23 protein-coding genes and 1 tRNA gene are annotated in these 19147 nt (G+C 67.8%); 12 read left to right on the top strand and 12 right to left on the bottom strand.

Features of this window, described 5'->3' with window-relative positions; genetic code table 11:
* From nrfD to A5691_RS27390, 6 genes are all read left to right on the top strand, one after another.
* Positions 1–1086, top strand: a complete 1086-nt coding sequence (gene nrfD, locus A5691_RS15120; protein ID WP_067754240.1) for an NrfD/PsrC family molybdoenzyme membrane anchor subunit — start codon at positions 1–3, stop codon at positions 1084–1086.
* A gap of 107 nt (positions 1087–1193) precedes the next feature.
* Positions 1194–2180 carry an LLM class F420-dependent oxidoreductase gene (locus A5691_RS15115; protein WP_068015843.1) on the top strand — a complete coding sequence of 329 codons (987 nt, stop codon included), beginning with the start codon at positions 1194–1196 and terminating at the stop codon, positions 2178–2180.
* A 180-nt stretch (positions 2181–2360) separates the two neighbouring features.
* On the top strand, positions 2361–2666 hold the full coding sequence (locus A5691_RS15110; protein WP_068015844.1) for a hypothetical protein: 306 nt from the start codon (positions 2361–2363) through the stop codon (positions 2664–2666).
* A gap of 29 nt (positions 2667–2695) precedes the next feature.
* The gene (locus A5691_RS15105) at positions 2696–3250 is read left to right on the top strand and encodes a type 1 glutamine amidotransferase domain-containing protein (RefSeq protein ID WP_068015845.1); all 555 of its coding nucleotides are present in this window, start codon (positions 2696–2698) and stop codon (positions 3248–3250) included.
* Positions 3251–3349: 99 nt separating this feature from the next.
* The gene (locus A5691_RS15100) at positions 3350–4039 is read left to right on the top strand and encodes a HemK2/MTQ2 family protein methyltransferase (RefSeq protein ID WP_067754253.1); all 690 of its coding nucleotides are present in this window, start codon (positions 3350–3352) and stop codon (positions 4037–4039) included.
* Entirely contained in the window at positions 4036–4284 is a 249-nt protein-coding gene (locus tag A5691_RS27390; RefSeq protein WP_082950333.1) for a CDGSH iron-sulfur domain-containing protein, read from the top strand. The genes A5691_RS15100 and A5691_RS27390 overlap by 4 nt, the downstream gene beginning before the upstream one ends.
* Here A5691_RS27390 and A5691_RS15095 read toward each other — a convergent pair.
* The 6 genes from A5691_RS15095 to A5691_RS15070 are packed head-to-tail and all read right to left on the bottom strand — an operon-like array spanning position 4232 to position 9847.
* Positions 4232–5251 (bottom strand): iron-containing redox enzyme family protein, encoded by a 1020-nt coding sequence (locus A5691_RS15095; protein WP_068015913.1) that lies wholly within the window; start codon positions 5249–5251, stop codon positions 4232–4234. The two genes, A5691_RS27390 and A5691_RS15095, sit on opposite strands and share 53 nt — an antisense overlap.
* A 43-nt stretch (positions 5252–5294) precedes the next feature.
* Positions 5295–7517 carry a SpoIIE family protein phosphatase gene (locus A5691_RS15090; RefSeq protein ID WP_068015846.1) on the bottom strand — a complete coding sequence of 741 codons (2223 nt, stop codon included), beginning with the start codon at positions 7515–7517 and terminating at the stop codon, positions 5295–5297.
* Positions 7514–8140 carry a SpoIIE family protein phosphatase gene (locus tag A5691_RS15085; RefSeq protein ID WP_068015847.1) on the bottom strand — a complete coding sequence of 209 codons (627 nt, stop codon included), beginning with the start codon at positions 8138–8140 and terminating at the stop codon, positions 7514–7516. Before A5691_RS15085 ends, A5691_RS15090 begins: the two co-directional genes overlap by 4 nt.
* On the bottom strand, positions 8133–8543 hold the full coding sequence (locus A5691_RS15080; RefSeq protein WP_067749308.1) for an anti-sigma regulatory factor: 411 nt from the start codon (positions 8541–8543) through the stop codon (positions 8133–8135). Before A5691_RS15080 ends, A5691_RS15085 begins: the two co-directional genes overlap by 8 nt.
* A complete protein-coding gene (locus A5691_RS15075; RefSeq protein WP_067270791.1) occupies positions 8533–8922 on the bottom strand; it encodes an STAS domain-containing protein in 390 nt (129 codons plus the stop codon). Before A5691_RS15075 ends, A5691_RS15080 begins: the two co-directional genes overlap by 11 nt.
* 22 nt (positions 8923–8944) lie before the next feature.
* Positions 8945–9847: an STAS domain-containing protein gene (locus A5691_RS15070; RefSeq protein ID WP_067749310.1), complete on the bottom strand. Its 903-nt coding sequence runs from the start codon at positions 9845–9847 to the stop codon at positions 8945–8947.
* Between the two features lie 162 nt (positions 9848–10009).
* On the opposite strand from A5691_RS15070, the gene A5691_RS15065 reads away from it, so the two are divergent.
* Together A5691_RS15065 and A5691_RS15060 are read left to right on the top strand one after the other, a co-directional pair.
* Positions 10010–10378 (top strand): STAS domain-containing protein, encoded by a 369-nt coding sequence (locus A5691_RS15065; protein WP_156669914.1) that lies wholly within the window; start codon positions 10010–10012, stop codon positions 10376–10378.
* 151 nt (positions 10379–10529) lie between these two features.
* Positions 10530–11030 (top strand): DUF6328 family protein, encoded by a 501-nt coding sequence (locus tag A5691_RS15060; protein WP_067749333.1) that lies wholly within the window; start codon positions 10530–10532, stop codon positions 11028–11030.
* Here the strand turns inward: A5691_RS15060 and A5691_RS15055 are convergent.
* Positions 11007–11690, bottom strand: a complete 684-nt coding sequence (locus tag A5691_RS15055; RefSeq protein ID WP_068015850.1) for an HAD family hydrolase — start codon at positions 11688–11690, stop codon at positions 11007–11009. The two genes, A5691_RS15060 and A5691_RS15055, sit on opposite strands and share 24 nt — an antisense overlap.
* 209 nt (positions 11691–11899) lie before the next feature.
* On the opposite strand from A5691_RS15055, the gene A5691_RS15050 reads away from it, so the two are divergent.
* The 3 genes from A5691_RS15050 (at position 11900) to A5691_RS15040 (ending at position 12960) form a co-directional block, all read left to right on the top strand.
* Positions 11900–12211 (top strand): hypothetical protein, encoded by a 312-nt coding sequence (locus tag A5691_RS15050; RefSeq protein WP_068015852.1) that lies wholly within the window; start codon positions 11900–11902, stop codon positions 12209–12211.
* Between the two features lie 79 nt (positions 12212–12290).
* Positions 12291–12581, top strand: a complete 291-nt coding sequence (locus A5691_RS15045; protein WP_082950332.1) for a hypothetical protein — start codon at positions 12291–12293, stop codon at positions 12579–12581.
* A 76-nt stretch (positions 12582–12657) separates the two neighbouring features.
* Positions 12658–12960, top strand: coding sequence for a DUF4193 domain-containing protein (locus A5691_RS15040; protein ID WP_067749329.1), 303 nt, complete (start codon positions 12658–12660; stop codon positions 12958–12960).
* A 46-nt stretch (positions 12961–13006) separates the two neighbouring features.
* Here the strand turns inward: A5691_RS15040 and A5691_RS15035 are convergent, their stop codons facing one another.
* From A5691_RS15035 to ponA2, 5 genes are all read right to left on the bottom strand, one after another.
* A complete protein-coding gene (locus A5691_RS15035) occupies positions 13007–13582 on the bottom strand; it encodes a hypothetical protein (RefSeq protein WP_067783340.1) in 576 nt (191 codons plus the stop codon).
* 83 nt (positions 13583–13665) lie between these two features.
* Positions 13666–13739 (bottom strand) — tRNA-Pro (locus A5691_RS15030).
* A 61-nt stretch (positions 13740–13800) separates the two neighbouring features.
* The gene (locus A5691_RS15025) at positions 13801–14916 is read right to left on the bottom strand and encodes a PLP-dependent cysteine synthase family protein (RefSeq protein ID WP_068015854.1); all 1116 of its coding nucleotides are present in this window, start codon (positions 14914–14916) and stop codon (positions 13801–13803) included.
* Complete coding sequence (locus A5691_RS15020; RefSeq protein ID WP_082950331.1) at positions 14913–15911, bottom strand: metallophosphoesterase; 999 nt, start codon at positions 15909–15911, stop codon at positions 14913–14915. Before A5691_RS15020 ends, A5691_RS15025 begins: the two co-directional genes overlap by 4 nt.
* An 88-nt stretch (positions 15912–15999) precedes the next feature.
* On the bottom strand, positions 16000–18429 hold the full coding sequence (gene ponA2 / locus A5691_RS15015) for a transglycosylase/D,D-transpeptidase PonA2 (protein WP_068015865.1): 2430 nt from the start codon (positions 18427–18429) through the stop codon (positions 16000–16002).
* Between the two features lie 364 nt (positions 18430–18793).
* On the opposite strand from ponA2, the gene A5691_RS15010 reads away from it, so the two are divergent.
* Positions 18794–19144: a WhiB family transcriptional regulator gene (locus A5691_RS15010; RefSeq protein WP_065443482.1), complete on the top strand. Its 351-nt coding sequence runs from the start codon at positions 18794–18796 to the stop codon at positions 19142–19144.
* The last annotated feature ends 3 nt before the right edge of the window (positions 19145–19147 follow it).

Here is a 19147-nt window from a genome sequence, read left to right as displayed (position 1 = left end):
ATGAGCACTTCGGAATTCGACAGCCTGCGGCCCCCGGAACCCGCGGGCGGCAAGCGCCGCAAGGGCAGGCGGGTGGGCCGCCGGGGCGGTGGCGACGGCTCGCGCGAGATGCCGATGGTCCCCGAGGTCGAATTCAGTTCGTACTACGGGCGTCCGGTGGTCAAGCCCGCGCCGTGGGGGCACGAAGTCGCCGCCTACCTGTTCCTGGGCGGGGTCGCGGGAGGTTCGGGCCTGCTCGCGGCAGGCGCCCAGCTCACCGGCCGGGACACGTTGCGCCGCAACACAAGGCTGTCCGCCCTGATCGCGGTGATGCTGGGCGCGGTCGCGCTGGTGAAGGACCTGGGCCGTCCCGAGCGCTTCGTCAACATGCTGCGCACGGTCAAGCTGACCTCGCCGATGAGCATCGGGTCGTGGATCCTCAGCTTGTTCGGCGCCGGCATCGGTGTCGCCGCCGTTTCCGAGGTCGACCGGATGACCGGCGAGCGAATCCCGTTGGGCCCGTTGCGGCCCGTTCTGCGCGCCGTCGAGGGGCCGGCCGGATTGGAAGCCGCCGTGTTCTCGCCGCCGCTCGCCGTCTACACCGCGGTGCTGCTCACCGACACCGCCACCCCGACGTGGAACGCCGCCTACCGGGACCTGCCGTTCGTGTTCGTCAGCTCGGCGAGCCTGGCCGCGTCGGGATTGGCGATGATCACCACCCCGGTCGCCGAGGCCGGCCCGGCCCGCACGCTGGCCGTCATCGGCGCGATCGGTGACCTGATCTCCGCGCGGTTCACGGAATACCGGATGGACCCGGTGACCAGGGAACCGCTGCACCGCGGCAGGCCCGGCCGGCTGTTGGCCTGGAGCGAACGACTGGCCGCCGCGGGCGGTTTGGGCGCATTGCTTGGCGGCGGACATCGCGGCGTCGCCGCCCTGTCCGGCGTGGCGTTGTTGTCGGCGTCCGCGATGCTGCGGTTCGGTTTCTTCGAGGCGGGCCTGGAGTCGACGCGCGACCCGCGGTACACGATCGAACCGCAGAGGCGCCGGCTCGAGGCGCGTCGGGCGGCCGGCGTCACGGGGGACTCGATCACCACCGCGGGTTAACCGGCGGCCGTGCCCGCGAGCGCGGAGCGGCGTAACGCCAGGGCGGTTACCGGGCCGAATTTCAGCCCCGGCGTTACGCGGGCGAGTGTCTGGGTATCCCCACAGCTATGACGAAATTTGGCTACACTCTGATGACCGAGCAGAGTGGACCCAAAGACCTTGTACGGCAGGCTATTTCAGCCGAGGAGTGCGGTTTCGACTTCGAGGTCTGCAGCGACCACTTCACCCCGTGGCTGACCTCACAAGGGCATGCGCCCAACGCCTGGGCGGTGCTGGGCGCGGTGGCGCACGCCACCGAACGGGTGGACCTCTACACCTACGTGACCTGCCCGACGATGCGCTATCACCCGGCCGTGGTCGCCCAGCAGGCCGCCACCGTGCAGATCCTGTCCGACGGCCGGTTCACCCTGGGCCTGGGCACCGGCGAGAACCTCAACGAGCACATCGTGGGCAGGGGCTGGCCGACCGTCGAGCGCAGGCAGGACATGCTGCGCGAGGCCATCAAGATCATCCGCGAATTGTTCGGCGGCCAGCTGGTGAACTTCAGTGGCGAACACTTCCACGTCGACTCCGCGCGCCTGTGGGACGTGCCCGAGGTCCCCGTCGCCATCGCGGTGGCGTTGTCCGGCGACAAGGGCATCGAGAGATTCGCCAGGCTGGCCGATCACTTCATCGCGGTCGAGCCCGACGGGGAGCTCGTCGACGCCTGGCATGCCGCGCGCCAGGCCGCCAATCTCGCCGGCGGCGGCCGCGTGGTCGGTCAGATCCCGGTGTGCTGGGACCCCGACCGCGACACCGCCATCGAACGCGCTCACGACCAGTTCCGCTGGTTCGCCGGCGGATGGAAGGTCAACGCCGATCTCCCCACGCCGGCCGGTTTTGCCGGCGCGACCCAGTTCGTCCGTCCCGAAGACGTCGCGGAGTCCATTCCCTGCGGGCCGGACCTCGATGCGATCGTCGAGGCCGTCCGGCCCTACTGGGAGGCCGGGTTCACCGACGTGGCCCTCGTCCAGGTCGGCGGCGAATCGCAAGACCTTTTTCTGAAAGAGGCCGCCGAACCTTTGCTTGCCGCGCTGCGTGACGCGGCGAAGTAATCCCACGTTTGGTCGGTATCTGCCCGGGTATCCGGCTCCCATCGTGCGCGCCCGGCCGTATGTGTTTGTGTGCGGCGCGAACACCGGCAAGCAGCGCCGGGTGCCCGTTGACCTGCAAAGCAGCTGTCTTGCAGCAACTTTGCCCGAGATGAGTTCGCCGCAAGGCAGAAAGAGCTGACGATGGGCGATCGATCCGCCAATACAAGCTGCCGCAATGGCGGCACCCTTTCGATCATCGGGGTGTACGGCGGCCTCATGGACAAGTTCCCCATCGGGGCGGTGATGAACCGGTCGCTGACCATCAAAACCGGCCAGTGTCACGTCCACCGCTACATGCGCCCGCTGCTGGAGCGTATTCGCAACGGCGACATCGATCCGACCATTGTCGTCAGCCACCATATGACTCTCGACCAGGCTCCCCATGGCTACGAAATCTTCAAGAACAAAGAGGACCGCTGCACCAAAGTGATTCTCAATCCGACGTAATGCATAGTCCGGAATAGAGGGGAATAACCATGGCAAATGAATTGCAAGGGAAGAAGGTCGCGATTCTGGCGGCGGACGGCGTGGAGAAGGTCGAACTCGAACAACCCCGCGCCGCCCTGAAAGAAGCTGGTGCCGAAGTCGAACTTCTTTCGCTGAAGACCGGAGAAATCCAGGCGCGCAACCACGACCTCGAGCCGGCGGGAACCTTCAGCGTCGACCGCGCGGTGTCGGACGTCTCCGCATCCGAATTCGACGGCCTGGTGCTTCCGGGTGGCACGGTGAATCCGGACAAGCTCCGGATGGACAGCTCCGCGGTCTCCTTCGTGCGTGACTTCGTCGCCTCCGGAAAGCCTGTCGCCGCAATTTGTCACGGCCCGTGGACCCTGGTGGAAGCCGGTGTGGCGGAGGGCCGGACGCTCACGTCGTACCCGTCCATTCGCACCGACCTGCGCAACGCGGGGGCGAACGTGGTTGACGAGGAGGTCGTCGTCGACGGCAATTTGATCTCGAGTCGCTCACCGTCGGACTTGCCGGCCTTCTGCGCGACCATTGTCAAGCAATTCGCGCATGCGCCCACTGGTTAGCCGAAAATGGCCTTTCCCCACACCGTTTGAAGGCAACGGTTTGCGGGCATTACACAGGCCAAGCAGTGATCGCCGCGGCGATCCGTCGAAAGGCCAAAGTTGACCACAACGTATCCAGGACCCGCTGTCTCGGCTGCTTCGAACGTGTATCAGCCCCAGGACGATTCCCGATTACTGGTGAATGTGATGCGACAAAGCGCGCTCATCCCGGGGCGGCGCGTTCTGGACCTGTGTACTGGCAGCGGATTCGTCGCGATCGCCGCGGCCGAGATGGGCGGCGCCGACGTGACGGCCTTCGACATCTGCCCACACGCCGTGGGTTGCTCTCGCAACAACGCGGCCGCCGTCGGCGTGAATGTGGATGTGCGCAAGGGCACGTGGAGCGACGCGCTCGACTGCGCGCCGTTCGACGTTGTCGTGTCCAACCCGCCGTACGTGCCGACCCCGCCGAATGGCGACACCGAGTACATCAGCCCCAGCGCAGGCCCATCGTGGGCCTGGAACGCCGGCCCGGATGGCCGGATGGTGTTGGATCCGCTGTGCGAGGCGGCACCGAAACTGTTGTGCGACGGTGGCTCCCTGCTGCTCGTGCACTCGGCGCTGGCCGGCGTTCAGCAATCCCTGGATTCCCTCAAGTGGGCGGGCATGGATGCGAGAGTCGTTGCGTCCGAGCGGATACCGTTTGGTCCGGTGATGATGGCGCGGGCGGCCTGGCTGGAGAGCGTCGGCCTGATCCCGCGCGGACTCCGGCACGAGGAACTGATCGTGATCCGGGCGGACAAACGATGAGCGCCACCCGGGTACAGGTGGTTGCCGGCGGGCCGGTGCTGGTGTCCGGTCCGGTGCGCATCGAGATGCCGAACGGCGAGGTCGTGGAATCCGATAGGTTCATGGTGGCGATCTGCACCTGTCGGCGCAGCGAGAAGTATCCTCTGTGCGACACCAGCCATCGCCGATGCCGAAACCTGGCGCGCCGGACCGCTAGTCCAGCGACCGCCGCAACGACGTCCGACCCTGCTGCCACGACGCCATAACCGCTTCTGCCAAACGATCTTCGACCGCGGCGTGCGCGCGGATCCCGAACACGATGTCGCGATCGAGCTGCGGCTCCCGGGCGACCAGGTCCCCGACCACGTCGATGCGAACGACGTGCTCGTGGACCGCATCCGCCTCGACGTGCTCGGCATAGAACTCGACGCAAGACGCCGGTGCGCCCATGCGCCGCAGCGCCTGCACCATGCGGCGGGATCCCGGCGGCGAGGTGATCTCCGTGGACGCGAAGTGCCCGATCGCGGCGCCACGCAACTCGCGATGTAGCCCGAACAGTGACATCAGGTTGACCGCCGCCAGCGCTTCGGCGGGGACGGCGTCCACGTAGGCCAGGTACGTGGCGTCCAGGTGCGCCGCCGTCATCAAATCGGCGAAAAGCTGCTGATGCAGCCGGGGGCCCTGCCCGGCCCCGTATTCGTCGAATTCGATTGCCACGAAAGCGGCTTTCGCGACGCCCATCAGACGCGGAATCGCCCACGCATGCGGGTCGCCCTCCTTGAGGTGATAGACCGACCGGTGCACGAAGTACTCGCGCATCTGCTGCCAGCTTCCGCTGTCGCGCAGGTAATACGAGGGGCCGGTGCCGTCGACCGGTTCCACCGAAATGGCGTCCATCTCGGCGGCCGCCGTGTGGTCCGACGCGATGGCTCCGACGTCGCGGCGCACACCGGCCAGGAAGACGCGCTCGAGTTCGCCGCGTAACGCCAGCAGCGCCGGATTCCACTCCCAGCCGGGGTCCACGCCCGCGAAGCCACGGTAGTGCAACTCGTAGCACATGCACAGTGCCAGTTGCAGATCCAGGCCGAAGGGGTCCGAGTCGCGAACGGAGGCGCCGATGCGGCTCAGGTGGTCATGTGACGGCGGGCCAGTCAGGGCGCGACGCACGGCGGTCGACAGCGGCCCGTGTGCCGCCGGCAAGGCGGGTTCGGTTGAGACTGATGCGCGGGTCACGCCCACGACTACCCGCTATCCGGGGGCCACAAACGATGCGGCCTCACTCCCGCCCCGCCACGGCGGGCAGGCGAAACGTAATGTCGGCCGTGGTGCCGGTGGGTGTGCAGTCCAGTTCCATCGCGTTGCTGAGCGCCCTCATCAGCAACAGGCCCCTGCCACCGTTGCCCGGGTCCGCTGCCGGCGTCTTCCAGGAGCCGCGGTCGGTGATCCGCGCCCGGATCTCGCCGTCTGCGAGGCCGACGTCGAGGGACATCGCGCCCGACGGCTGCTCCGAATACGCGTGTTCGACGCAGTTCGTACACGCCTCGTTGACGACGAGCACGATGTCGGCGGCCAATTCCTCTGGCACGCCTGCGCTGTTCAGCCAGTCGGCCAATCGATGCCGGATGCCGACCAATCGCTCTGCGCTGGCCTCGGTTTCGATCCGCAGGGGAGATTGCTGGTGCCGGTAGATCACCATTGCCACATCGTCGTCATACCCAGCTGGAGGGGCCAACTCACGCAAAACCGCATCGGCGACGGAATCCAGTGGCAGCGCGGTCGTCTTCACCAGGACCGCGGCGGCCCGGTTGATCCCGTCGTCGATGGATTCGTGCTTGCGCTCCACCAGCCCGTCGGTGAACAGCATCAGGGTGGACCCCGGTGGCAGTACGCGACTGGCCTGCGGGCGGGGTTCCGCGCGGCGCACGGCCAGCGGCACCGACGCCGCGTCGGTCAACATCGCGGTCGTGTCCGGTTCCGGCCCCACCAGCAGGGCGGGCATGTGGCCGGCGTTGCTGTACTGCAGGACCCCGGATTCGGTGTCCAGGATCGCCAGGAAGACGGTGGTGCAGTAGGCGTTCGGGATGAGCGAGGCCGCCGAGTCCAGTTGATCGAGCAGCAGCGCGGGCTCGGCCCCGTTGATCAGCAACGCCCGCGCGGAGCTGCGTAGCTGACCCATGACCGCGGCCGCCGGCAGGCCACGGCCCACGCAGTCGCCGACCACGATGCCGATGCGGTGGTCGCCGATCGGCAGCACGTCGTACCAGTCGCCGCCGATCTCCAACGGCGGGACGGCGGGCTCGTAACGCACGGCGAAGCCCGGCGGCGGCTCCATCGTCGGCAGCAGGGCGCGCTGCAAGGTCAGCGACGTCTCGCGGGCGCTCTCGAATTGGCGGACGTGTTGCATCGCGAGGCTGAGGTGTCCGATGAGGACGGTGACCAGCAGCCGGTCTTCGGCACTGACCCAGCGTGGCGAGCGCAGCTCCAACCACAACGCCAGGTCGCCCGCGCCGGAGAGTACCGCCACCAAACCCTGTGCCTTGCCGGGATTGTCGGGGTGCTCGACCGTTCTCGCCGTCAGCGGCAGCTGATGGCGGGCGTCCTCAAACGTACGGCGCAGCCACTGATCCAGCCTGCGCCAAGGTATTTGGGACGACTCGCCCGCCACCTGCACGGTGGGTTCACCCTCGCCGGTCGGCCACGAGATCGCGACCACGCGTTGCACGTCGATCGCCGTGCTGCACTCGTCGAGCGTGATGGACAGCAGCTCGTCCACGCTTTTGGCGACGGCCACGGCCGTCGCCAGGCGCAGGACCGCGCTTTCCCTTGCGGCGAAGGCGCGTTCAGCGGTGATGTCACGGATCGTCCCCACGAAGACGTCCTGGTCGCTGCCGCTGCCCTGAACGGCGTTGATACTGACCGTTACCCAGACCAGATGCCCGTCGCGATGGCGGATGGGTGTCTCGTAGGCGGTGGCGCCGATGCTTTGCACCAGCGACTGTTGTTGGCTCGCGCCCTTCTGGTCAACCAACCACGGATGTGGCCATCGGTAGGGCAGACCCTCCGCCGGATAACCCAGGATTTCGATCAGGGCGTTGTTCATCTCGATCACGGAGCCCTCGTGGTCGGCGACGAAGAATCCCTCCTGCAACGAATTCACGACCGCGGTGCGGAATCTGTCGCGGTCGGCCAGCCCTTCGGCGCGGGCGCGCTCGCGCGCGAAGCGGCGCGTGCCGTCCAGAAAGCCCCGGGTGGCGATGTCGAGGGGGACCAGCATCTGCAACAGGAATTCCAGCGCGATCGGCGCGTCGATCTGAATGTCCTTGGCCAGACCGAGAATCAGCTGGACGTGCCGCTCGATGATCGCGAGCAGGCTGACTTCCTCTTGCAGGGCCCGGCGGCCGAGTTCGTACGCGGCGGCCAGGCTGTCCTCGTCCCGCGCCTGCATGTAGGCGCGCAAGGCCGCGGCGTACTGGGCGTGGAAGTCGTCGCTGTCGCTCACGTCGAAGTCCCCCGATGACGAGCGGTCAGCACCATGGCATCGTCGGTTTCCTTGGCGTCCTTACCGAGCAGTTCCTCGGCGATGACGACGGCGGTGGCCGAGAAGTCGATGTGGTCCAGGTAATTCTCGGTGATCCCGTCGGTACTGATCACCAGCAGGTCCCCGGGACGGATCGAAATGATCTGCGCCGGCCGGATTTCCGGTATGCGGTAGCCGACGATTCCCGCGGTCAGCCGCGCGCTGTGTCGAATCTGCACGCCGGTCGGGGATTTGGCCACCAGGTCGGCGGTGACGTTGCCGACGCCGGTCCAGGTCAGCGTGTTGGCCGCGAAGTCGATACGCGCCAAGGTCATCGCGACGCCCCTGCTGCCCTCCAGCACGCGGTGACACAGCTGGATCAGCACCTCCAGGCGCTCGGTGCTGGAGCGCTGGACCGTTTCGACGGCGCGCAGCGCGGCGGCTGCGGCTTCGGGGCCGTGGCCGAGGCCGTCGACCACGCCGAACAGGGCGGCGGCGCCGCCGAGGTCGACGGCGAGGCCCCGGTCACCCGAGGTGTACTCGCTGGGCAGAGGGCGCCCCGCCCTCGCCCACTCGATGGGACCGAACCGGCCGTTCTCATGCACGGGGCGGCACCCATTTCCACATCTCGACGGCCGTTCCCTTGCCCAGCGCCGACTCCACGAACAGTCGGTCCATCAGCCGGCGGGAGCCGGGCAGGCCCATTCCCAGCCCGCGACCGGTCGAATAACCGTCCTCCATCGCCCGCTCGATGTCGGCGATGCCCGGACCCTCGTCCTCGGCGCGCACCACCAGGGCCTTGCGGCCGTCGCGGTCGGCCACGAACACTCGGACGGTGCCCCGGCCGGCGTAGCTGGTGATGTTGCGCGCGATCTCGGAGATCGCCGTGGCGATCATCGTGACATCGGTGAGGGAGAATCCCAGATCGAGGGCGAGTTGGTGTCCGGCTTTGCGAGCTTCGACGATGTCGTCGGAATTGTCGATGTCGACGACGATATCAGCCGCCACCGTCGCGCCCGATCGTCGGTTTCCGTTGCGCCAGTTGGCGATTCAGCAGTGCCAGGCCCTCTTCGAGGTCAAGCGCGGTGTTCATGTCGTCGAACGCCAACCCCAGCTGGACCATGGCGAAGGCGACCTCCGGCTGCAGTCCGACGATCACCGTGTCCGCGCCGCGCAGCCGGGTCATGTGCGCGATCGTGCGCAGCGACCGGGCCGCGAAGGAGTCCATCACGTCGATGGCCGTGACGTCGACGATGATGCCCTGCGCGCGGAACCGGCTGACCCGCTCCATCAGGTCGTAGCGCAGCCGCTCGGCGTCGGAATCGCTAAGCGCGGCCTGTACCGAGGCGATCAGGATCGCACCCTGTTTCAGAATCGGTACTGGCATGGGGCGCTCGCGTTCCTGATGTCTAGCCTGGCTGCTCGCCGGTGCGGGAGACTTCGTAGCCCAGCAGGCGCTCGGCTTCCTCGATGCCGCCCTGCAGGTCGCCGACCGCGTTCATCTTGGACAGGTCCAGGCCGATCGTCACCAGGGTCAGGGCGATTTCGGAGGACAGGCCGGTGATGATGACGCTGGCGCCCATCAGGCCCGACGCGTCGACCGTCTGCACCAGGTGGTTGGCCACCGTGGAGTCGATGGTCGGCACGCCGGTGATGTCGATGACCACCACCTTCGCGCGGTTCGCGCGGATGGCTCTCAACAGCTGCTCGGTGACCTGGCGGGCGCGCTGGGAATCGAGCACACCGATGATCGGCAGAATCAGCAACTGCTCACGCACCTGCAGCACCGGCGTCGACAGCTCGCGGATCGCCTCCTGCTGCTGGCGGATGATGCGCTCGCGTTCCTGCACGAAGGACACGGCCACGGTGTTGGCGATGCGGTTGGCCGCCGGTTCGTAGGCGTCCAGCACCCGGTTGAGCATCTCGAACTCGGCCTGGTACTTCTCGAACAACGAGCGCGCCAGCACGTCACGCAGCAACAACACGATGCCGACGACCTCGTCGGTTTCCACGCCCCGCGGAATGATGCGCTCCGACAGGTCGCGCGCGTAGGCCTGCAGCGCCTCGACGCTACCGGTCTCGAGCACCTCCACGTAGTTGTCGTAGACGGCGGTCGCCTCGGAGAACAGCTCCTCGGGCGTCATCGCGGTGAGCAGTTCGGCCTCGGTGATCCTGCGCGCCCATTCCTCGCGCAGCACCGTTCGGTTCTGCCGCAGATGCTGGACGAGCTGGGGCAGCAGGCCCTCGCTGGAAATGGTGGCTGCCTGGGCGGCGGCACCCGCGCTGCCGAACTCCGACGGCGAATCTGACATGTGGCCTCCCGAGTGCCGGTTCGCGCCCCGTCGCGTGCAGGCTCGATTTTGCGAGACTAGCGTGGGTTGTCGCGGGGCAGGTGTCGAGGGCATATTCTTCTCGCAGTTCGCAACGCAGGCTAGGCTTGCACCACACTTAAGGCCCAGGACAAAGGATCGCCATTGTCAGCTCCTGATTCGATTACCACGTTGGTTGAGGACCACGATGGCGTGTCCGTGGTCAGTGTCAGCGGCGAAATCGATTTGGTCACGGCGCCGGCCCTGGAACAGGCCATCGGCGCGGTAGTGGCGGAGAACCCGGCGGCTCTGGTCATCGATCTTTCGGCGGTGGAGTTCCTCGGTTCGGTGGGGCTGAAGATCCTGGCGGCGACGTACGAGAAGCTGGGCGAGGCGACGGGGTTCGGGGTGGTCGCGCGCGGTCCGGCAACCAGGCGGCCGATTCACCTGACCGGCCTGGACAAGACCTTCCCGCTGCACCCGACGCTCGACGACGCCCTGACCGCGGTCCGGGACGACAACATCAGCCGCTAGGCGCTCGGGTATCGCCGTGGCTTGCGGCACAACGTATTTGGTGGAATTCGATTGCAAATCGGCCGACCGCCGAGTGCAATTCGAATTCAACACCTCGATTCCTCGTCGGGAAACGGCGCTGGCGGGTGCGCCAGGTGCGATGATCACGGCTATGGACGTCGATCACCCGCAAGACGACCAGCACTGGGACAGCCGCGAGCGCGGCGAAACTGAAATTCAACGGCTGGACCGCAATTGGAACAGCCTGCTGCAGGAGCTGCGCGTGGTGCAGACCGGGGTGCAGCTGCTCACCGGCTTCCTGCTGACGCTGCCGTTCCAGCAGCGGTTCGACGTCCTGGCGCCCGTCCTGCGCGACGCCTACCTGATCACGGTGGGTTGTTCGGTGGGCGCGACCGTCCTGCTGATCGCCCCGGTCGGCATGCACAGGATGCTGTTCCGCCGGCACCGCCTACAGGTCTTGGTGTCGGCCGCCCATCGGTGCGCCTACGCGGGGCTGGCGCTGCTCGGCCTCGCCCTGACCGGGGTGACGGTCATCGTGTTCGCCGCGGTGGCCGGGCGCAGCCCGGCCCTGATCGCGGGAGCGTGTGCGCTGACGCTGTTTACGTTCTTCTGGTGGCTGCTGCCGCTGCTACTGCGCTCGCGCGGCATGTAGCGCGAGTTCGTGGATTCGCGTCGAGTCCAGCTGGTTCAGCAGGTCCTGGGGATCGGCGAAGATCGGTGACGCACCCGCCGCCTGCAGTTCCTCGCGCGCGATCCCGCCGCTGAGCAGGCCGATGCACGGCAACTTGGCGCCTCCCGCCGCGTGCGCATCCCACACGGCGTCCCCGACGAACACGGCATGATCGGCGTTGACCCCGGCGCGGTCCAGCGCGACCTGCACGATGCCCGGCTCGGGTTTGGCGGTGTCGACGTCCCGCGACGACGTGGTCTCCGAAATGACCTCCTCGCAATCGAGGACCTTGCGCAAGATCTCTAATTCGTCGTCGGGCGCCGACGTCGCCAGCACGACCTGCAGGCCCAGGTCGGCGACCCGCCGCAGCAGCGCCTGGGCGCCGGGCAGGGGCGTGAGCAGGTGGGTGCTCTCCCGGTAGTAACGGCTGTGCCCGTCGCTCAGCCGCTCCTGAACCTCGTCCGGTGCGTCATCGGAGAGGGTCCGGACCAATGTGGAGCCGTCCATTCCGATGCAACGGTGGATCTGCCAGGCGGCCACGGGCAGTCCCTCGTCGTCGAAGGCGCGCAGCCACGCGTAGACGTGCAGATAGTTGGAGTCGATCAGGCTTCCGTCGACGTCGAACAGAACGGCGGGTTTCATCTGCGCGGCATACCCACCTCGGGGCCGGCTGACACCGGTGCGGCGAACGGTTTGGGGACTGGGGCGGCGGGTAACCGCCGTTGATGATCCCGCGAAGCGGTTGCGGTTTATGGGTCGCGGGGTGGCCCCGCCTCAGGCGCCGGCTCGATCGGCGGGCCAGATGCCGCACGAATCACCCTGACGCGCAAGATTTCTCGCGAGGAGGCCAGTTGAATTCCCGCAACGATGACCCGATCGATCACCAACGGACGTTCCGTCAGCACGCCGGTGAAACCGTCACCAACGGGGCCAACGCACCCGGCCTGGCGGGCTCGGCCGTCGCGGTGCTCGCCCTGATCGTGGGTCTATTCGAGTTGGCGACCCGGCACTTTGCGGCGGGCCTGACCGCGGTGGTCCTGGCCGCGCTGCTGGGTGCGGCGATCGTGGTGTGGCTGGCGCGCACCCATCGCAAGGTGCGCGACGCCGAACTTGCCTGGCACGCCGCGAATTCCGACCAGCCCGCCCCGCCGCCGAGCAGCTGACCCTGTGAGCTAACGAACACCTGCCCGCCTCGGGCCAACCACACGTTTGATCGCGGTCGTGACCGGGTAAGAGTCGATCATGGTCGCGCCAGTCCCGTTGCGAGCAGCAAACTATCCGGCCGAGTACGAGCGGGATTTCCCGCTGCTCGGCCTCGCGGCCGTGGCCGTCTGGGCGGTCAGCCTGGCGATCGGTTTGTTCGAGCTATTGGTGGGGCACGAAGGGGTGGCCATCGGGGCGCTGCTGGTCTCGGTCGTTGCGCCGTGGTTGGGCCTGGCGCTGGCGCATTACCCCGCCGCGGCCCGGCGGCTGAGGCAGCTCAGGTTCCGCCGGCGCAACTTTTTCGAGACGGTCGGTGTAACTCGAGCCTGAACGGGGTACAGCCTGCGCCAACGGGATGAGTACAGGAAAGTGCGTCAGCCCGGCTCATCAGCAGGAAGGAACTGCCATGGCGACCGCAAGCGACTATGACGCACGCCGGGTCTCCGACATGGACACTCAGGACAAGTCCGCGATACGCGAGCTGGCCCCGACCTTGCAGGGCTCGGTCACCGCAGTGGTCGATGAGGATCCCAACGACGTCCACTTCTTCGAGCTGCCCGGCGCCGACCTGTCCGGTGAAGAGCTGTCGGTGACGGTGATTCCCCAGCGCTCCGACGAGTTCACCTGCTCGAGTTGTTTCTTGGTGCAGCACCGCAGCCGGTTGCGCAGCACGAAGGCGGGCCTGCAGATCTGCGCCGACTGCGCCTAGGGCCGTAAACCCTGGGCAGGGTTAGAGCGTTGGCGGGCAACGAATTTCAGGATTGCGCCCATTCACGCTCGCACACGGCGCAGCGCCGGGTGACCATCGCCCAGTCAGGTTCGTCCTTGCCGGGCTCGCGGATCAGGTGCGCGGACGTGTCGCCGCAGCCCGGGCAGGCGCAGATCGCGCGGTAGGGCTCCACCGGTTGAGCCGCCATCAGTCGCAGGTTCTCCGCCCGGGTGAAAGGCACGATCACCAGCGAATCGGGGCGGGGCAGCGGGTGCGGATTGTCGAACCACAACAGGCCACACGTCACCGTGGCCACCGCCGTGAAGACGGCCAGGATCATGGTCGGAATGTCCCACGGCCAGTTCGGCGGGAGAGGGGTCAGCACGAGAACCACCAGCACGGCGGAGACCAGCGCCCCGATGATGGTGCCGGGTTTGGCGAAGCGGTAACCGCCGACGTCGAACGCTTCCCAGGCCTCGATCTCCTGCTTGCGCCGGGCGATCTCCGCCAGGGTCGGGTGGGCGGGGTCCTCATCCGACGACGCGGTGTCAGCAAACCGGGCGACCTGTCGGCCGACCTCGCGTCGCCGCCCTTGCTCGGGCGTCCGGCTTACCAGCGCCATGCGGGCTGAGCTTAATGGCAAAGCCGCGCGTCCGCAGTGTCAGACGCTCTGGCCGGCTGTCCTGCCAGCTAACACGAACTGAGTCGGGGTGGCGGGATTTGAACCCACGGCCTCTTCGTCCCGAACGAAGCGCGCTACCAAGCTGCGCCACACCCCGCTTGAAGCTCCGACAGCCTATCGCACCCGCCCATCGGCTGGCCAAACCGCGGTGCGCCGGGTCACTGCCACCGGCAGGAACGCTCGAACTCCACCAGCGCCGCGGCCGGACCGCTCGGATCGAGTCCCTGCGCGGCGACCCAGTCGTCGTCGAAGTAGGTGTCGTGATAGCGGTCGCCACTGTCGGCGAGCAGCGTGACCACCGAACCGCTGCGCCGTTCGACGACCATCTCGGCGAGCAAGCCGAAGGCGCCCCACAGGTTCGTGCCCGTCGAGGGACCCACCCGGCGGCCCAGGACGGTGCTGACGTGGCGGGCGGCGGCGACGGACGCCGCGTCGGGCACCGCCACCATCCGGTCGACCACACCGGGCAGAAACGACGGCTCCACGCGCGGCCTGCCGATGCCCTCGATGCGCGACGAGGTGGGCATCACGAGGTCGTACCGGTCGTCTTCGTAGGCGGGGAAGAACGCGGAGTTCTCCGGGTCGACGACGCACAACCGGGTCGTGTGCCGCCGGTAGCGGATGTAGCGGCCGATCGTGGCGCTGGTGCCGCCGGTGCCCGCCCCGACGACGATCCACTCCGGAATCGGATGCGTCTCCTCGCCCATCTGCTCGAAGATCGACTCGGCGATGTTGTTGTTGCCCCGCCAGTCGGTGGCGCGTTCGGCGTTGGTGAACTGGTCGAGGTAATGCCCGCCGGTGTCGCGGGCCACGCGTTCGGCCTCGGCGTACACCTCGCTGGACTTCTGCACGAAATGGCAACGGCCGCCCTGGGCTTCGATCAGCGCCACCTTGGACGAGCTGGTCGACGCCGGCATCACGGCGACGAACGGCAGACCCAGCAGGGCCGCGAAGTAGGCCTCCGACACCGCCGTCGATCCCGACGAGGCCTCGACCACCGTGGTCTTCTCGTTGATCCACCCGTTGCAGAGTGCGTAGAGGAACAGCGAGCGCGCCAGCCGGTGTTTCAGGCTGCCGGTGATGTGGGTGGTCTCGTCCTTGAGGTACAGCGCCACATCGGCGTCTGAGCCGTTTCCAGCCCATGCCTCCGGCAGCGGGTAGCGCAGCAGGTGCGTGTCCGCGCTGCGGCGGGCGTCGGCCTGGATCAGCCGGACCGCGTTGTCCGTCCAGGACCGGGAGTGGCTGCGGACCGCGATCCGGGTCCGCTCGGTCAACGCACCGAAACTGTTGGCTGCGAACGGCTCAGGTCGCTGGCCGAGTCGCGACCGCCCATCGGCGTGGCGATCAACGTCAGCAGGGTGGCCTCGGGCCGGCAGCAGAACCGCACCGGGGCGAATGGGGAGGTGCCGATGCCGGCGGAGACGTGCAGCTGCGTGTTCGCGCCCCACCGGGACGGTCCCTTGGCGCGGGACCGGTCCAGGCCGCAGTTGGTCACCAGCGCGCCGTAGAGCGGCAGGCAGACCTGCCCGCCGTGGGTGTGGCCGGCCATCACCAGCTGATAGCCGTCGGCGGCGAAGCGGTCCAGCACGCGCGGCTCCGGCGAATGGGTAAGTCCCAGGCGCAGGTTCGCGGCCGGGCTGGCCGGGCCGGCGATCGTCTCGTAGCGGTCGCGGTCGATGTGCGGGTCGTCGACGCCGGCCGCGGCGCGGTGCAGGCCGGCCACCTCGAACTCGCGCCGCGTGTGGGTCAGGTCGAGCCAGCCGCGCTCGGTGAACGCCGCCCGCAGGTCCTGCCAGGGCAGCGGTTCGCCGTGGACCCGGCGCGACGGGTTGGTCACGTAATTCAGGGGGTTCTTCAGGCGCGGCCCGAAGTAGTCGTTGCTGCCGAACACGAAGACGCCGGGCCGCGACAGCAGGTCGCCCAGGGCCTGCACCACCGCGGGCACCGCCTTCGGGTGCGCAAGGTTGTCGCCGGTGTTGACCACCAGGTCGGGTTCCCAGTTGCTCAGCTCCCGCAGCCAGGCCTGTTTTCGGCGCTGGGTGGGCAGCATGTGCAGATCGCTGATGTGCAGCACCCGCAGCGGCGTGGAACCCGGCGTCAGGACGGGCATCGTGATCTCGCGCAGGACGAAGGCGTTGCGCTCGACGACGGCGGCGTAACCGATACCGGCGACGGCCGAACCGAGCGCGACGGCACCGGTGCGTATCAGCGTGGGCAACGCCCCGCGACGATGCGGTCCGCGCAGCGGACCGCCGTGGAGGGGGGCCATTGAGCTTGCATCAGCCATGCTGGCAGCCTACTGCCGGTTGCGCTTTGGCAACGTATAGCTTGCGCCGCGGCGTCACAGCTCGCCCGGTCTACGGGGGCGGCTGCCCCGGCGGCGGGGGCGGTGGCGCCAGGAGCGGAATGGTGATCGGGGGCAGACCCGGGATCTCCACCACCTGCGAGCCGACCGGCACCGGCGCGCCCTCCGGGGGCGGCGGTGGGGCCGGCGGGATGCCGTTGCTGACCTGGATGGTGATGATCGACCCGGGGATCGTCGCGCCGCTCGGCGAGGTCCCGACCACCTCGCCCTGCTTGGCGGAGCTGTTGACGAAGTTGTTCTGGTCGGCGACCTGGAAGCCGGCCTCCTTGAGGCGGGCGCGCGCGGCATCGATGTCCAACCCGGCGACGCTGGGCACCCGCGACCCGGGTGAGCCGTCGACGTAGCGGGGATCGGTGGGCGGCAGCTGCACCGGGCCGAAATTGGTGGCGATCGGCTTCATCGCCGTGAACCAGGTGCGGGCCGGCTCGTTACCGCCGTACAAGTCGCCCTCGCCGCAGTGGCGCAGCGGCGACGAGCACAGGTCCGTCGGCGAGGGTGAGTCGTCATAGATGTAGTTGGCCGCGGCGTAGTGGTTGGTGAAGCCCACGAAGCCGGAGGAGCGGTGCGCCTCGGTGGTGCCGGTCTTGCCGGACACCGGCAGCGTCCACCCCGCGGCGCCGGCGGAACCGGAGGCGGTGCCGCCGCCCACCGCGTCCTTGCTCATCGCGTTCGCCAGGGTGTTGGCCAGGCCTTCGGGCACCACCTGGTCACAGGTCTCGGTGGTCACGGCGACCTCGTTGCCGTGCCGGTCGATCAGCTTGTCGATCGGGTTGGGCGGGCACCAGGTGCCGCCCGAGGCCAGCGTCGCCGCGACGTTGGACAGCTCCAGCGCGTTGACTTCGATGGGGCCCAGCGTGAACGAGCCGATGTTCTGCCGTTTGACGAAGTCGGCCAGGCTCTCGTTGCTGTCCGGGTTGTAGTCGCGCGCGGTGCCGGGATCGGCGTAGGACCGCAGCCCCAGCTTGATCGCCATGTCCACGGTGCGGGTCACCCCGACCTGCTGAATCAGCTTGGCGAAGGCGGTATTGGGCGAGGTGGCGAGGGCCTCGGTGACATTCATCGACCCGCGGTAGTTGCCGGCGTTGACCACACACCAGTTGTCCTTGGGGCAGCCCTTGGCTCCACCGCTACCCATGCCCTTGGTCTGGAAGCGCGGCGGCACGTCGAGGGTTGCATTGATGCCCATGCCCATGTCCAGGGCGGCGGCCGTCGTGAAGATCTTGAAGACCGAGCCCGCGCCGTCACCGACCAGCGAGAAGGGCTGCGGCCGCATGGTCTGCCCGGCGTCGCTGTCCAGCCCGTAGGTCCGGTTGCTGGCCATCGCCATCACCTTGTGCGAGGTCTTGCCGGGCTGGATCACGCTCATCACGCTGGAGATGCCCGGCAGCGTCGGGCTCGCGAACTGGTCGATCGCCGACTTGACCGGCACCTGCACGTCCGGGTCCAGCGTGGTGCGGATCAGGTAGCCGCCGCGGGCCACCTGCTCTTTGCTGATCCCCGCCCGCGACAGGTACTCCTGGACGTAGTCGCAGAAGAACGCGCGATCGCCGGCGGCGATGCAACCCCGCGGTAGCTCATTGGGCTGCGGCAGCACGCCCAGCGGTGCGGCCTTGGCGGCGCGCAGCGCGTCGGCCTCCTGCGGGATGTTCTCGATCATGGTGTCCAGCACCAGGTTTCGCCGCGCCAGCGCGCCCTCGGGATTGGTGTAGGGGTTGAGCGCGCTGGTCGACTGCACCATGCCCGCCAGCAGCGCCGCCTGCTGCCAGTTCAGGTCCGAAGCGTTGATGCCGAAGTAGGTCTGCGCCGCGTCCTGCACTCCGAACGACCCGTTGCCGAACGACACCAGGTTCAGGTAGCGGGTGAGGATCTCGGGCTTGGTGAAGGTCTTGTCGAGCGTGAGCGCCATCCGGATCTCGCGCAGCTTGCGCGCCGGGGTGGTCTCCACGGCGGCGCGCTTCTCGGCGTCGGTCTTCGCCGTCACCAGCAGTTGGTAGTTCTTGATGTACTGCTGCTCGATGGTCGACCCGCCGCGGGTGTCGACGTCGCCGCGGGCGTAGCCGGCCAGCCCGGTCAGCGTGCCCTTCCAGTCCACCCCGGCATGCTCGGCGAACCGCTTGTCCTCGATGGACACGATCGCCAGCTTCATGGTGTTGGCGATCTTGTCGGTGGGCACCTCGAAGCGGCGCTGGGAGTACAGCCAGGCGATGGTGTTGCCCTTCGCGTCGACCATCGTCGAAACCGCGGGGACCTCACCCTCGAGGAGTTGGGCCGAGCCGTTGGCGACGACTTCGGAGGCCCGGTTGGACACCAGTCCCAATCCGCCCGCGAACGGAAACATCAGCGCCGTGGCGACGACACCGGCCAGCAAGCAGTACCCCGCGAGCTTGAGGATGGTGAGAAAGGCCTGGGGCCGGTCTGACATGGCTACTACAGTAGCGGCCCCCTGTCACGCCGCCACGCTGCGCGTTCACCCACTTTTTCACCCCGTCATTGACCAGCGCTTTACGGCCGCGGCAGGGATAAAATTTGCGCGTGCGTCAGTGAATGGACCCCCCGAACGGGCGTGTCCAAGATCACTTCTTGGCCCGCCGTTTTGGACGAGACGGCACGCCCGTCCCAAAAAAAGCGTTATCGGACTGTTGCGCAATTGGTGGCTGACCACCTAACTTAGACACACGGTGAGATTCAGGTAACACCGATGTACACAGTGTGGCGTAGATCGCAGGTCAGGATCTGCACCCCAGGAGGGCGGTCGCGAGAGCGGCCGGTAGGGAAGGGAACAGTTCGTGTCAGGAACACGGCCTGCGGCGCGTAGGACAAACATTGCGGCCGCTCAAGGGGTACTCCGCAGCGTTGATGCCGAAGAACGGATCGCCTGGGTTTCCAAAGCACTGTGTCGAACCACCGACCCGGACGAGCTATTCGTCCGTGGCGCCGCGCAGCGCAAAGCGGCCGTTATTTGCCGGCACTGCCCGGTGATGCAGGAGTGCGGGGCCGACGCCCTCGACAACAAGGTCGAGTTCGGCGTCTGGGGCGGCATGACCGAGCGTCAACGCCGCGCCCTGCTCAAGCAGCACCCCGAGGTGGTCTCCTGGGCCGACTTCTTCGACAAGAGGCGCACCCGCAGCGTCGGCTGACCC

This window comes from Mycobacterium sp. E183 (assembly GCF_001667735.1).
Classification (GTDB): domain Bacteria; phylum Actinomycetota; class Actinomycetes; order Mycobacteriales; family Mycobacteriaceae; genus Mycobacterium.
Note: the sequence above shows the minus strand (reverse complement) of the source record. Positions and strands in the feature narration are given on the sequence as shown.

Coding starts and splice junctions, on each gene's coding strand:
- A5691_RS15105 (WP_068015845.1), top strand. CDS start 2,696: ATGGCAAATGAATTGCAAGGGAAGAAGGTCGCGATTCTGGCGGCGGAC.
- A5691_RS15035 (WP_067783340.1), bottom strand. CDS start 13,582: ATGGCGCTGGTAAGCCGGACGCCCGAGCAAGGGCGGCGACGCGAGGTC.
- A5691_RS15060 (WP_067749333.1), top strand. CDS start 10,530: ATGGACGTCGATCACCCGCAAGACGACCAGCACTGGGACAGCCGCGAG.
- A5691_RS15055 (WP_068015850.1), bottom strand. CDS start 11,690: ATGAAACCCGCCGTTCTGTTCGACGTCGACGGAAGCCTGATCGACTCC.
- A5691_RS15045 (WP_082950332.1), top strand. CDS start 12,291: ATGGTCGCGCCAGTCCCGTTGCGAGCAGCAAACTATCCGGCCGAGTAC.
- A5691_RS15075 (WP_067270791.1), bottom strand. CDS start 8,922: ATGCCAGTACCGATTCTGAAACAGGGTGCGATCCTGATCGCCTCGGTA.
- A5691_RS27390 (WP_082950333.1), top strand. CDS start 4,036: ATGAGCGCCACCCGGGTACAGGTGGTTGCCGGCGGGCCGGTGCTGGTG.
- nrfD (WP_067754240.1), top strand. CDS start 1: ATGAGCACTTCGGAATTCGACAGCCTGCGGCCCCCGGAACCCGCGGGC.
- ponA2 (WP_068015865.1), bottom strand. CDS start 18,429: ATGTCAGACCGGCCCCAGGCCTTTCTCACCATCCTCAAGCTCGCGGGG.
- A5691_RS15110 (WP_068015844.1), top strand. CDS start 2,361: ATGGGCGATCGATCCGCCAATACAAGCTGCCGCAATGGCGGCACCCTT.
- A5691_RS15115 (WP_068015843.1), top strand. CDS start 1,194: ATGACGAAATTTGGCTACACTCTGATGACCGAGCAGAGTGGACCCAAA.
- A5691_RS15020 (WP_082950331.1), bottom strand. CDS start 15,911: ATGGCCCCCCTCCACGGCGGTCCGCTGCGCGGACCGCATCGTCGCGGG.
- A5691_RS15040 (WP_067749329.1), top strand. CDS start 12,658: ATGGCGACCGCAAGCGACTATGACGCACGCCGGGTCTCCGACATGGAC.
- A5691_RS15070 (WP_067749310.1), bottom strand. CDS start 9,847: ATGTCAGATTCGCCGTCGGAGTTCGGCAGCGCGGGTGCCGCCGCCCAG.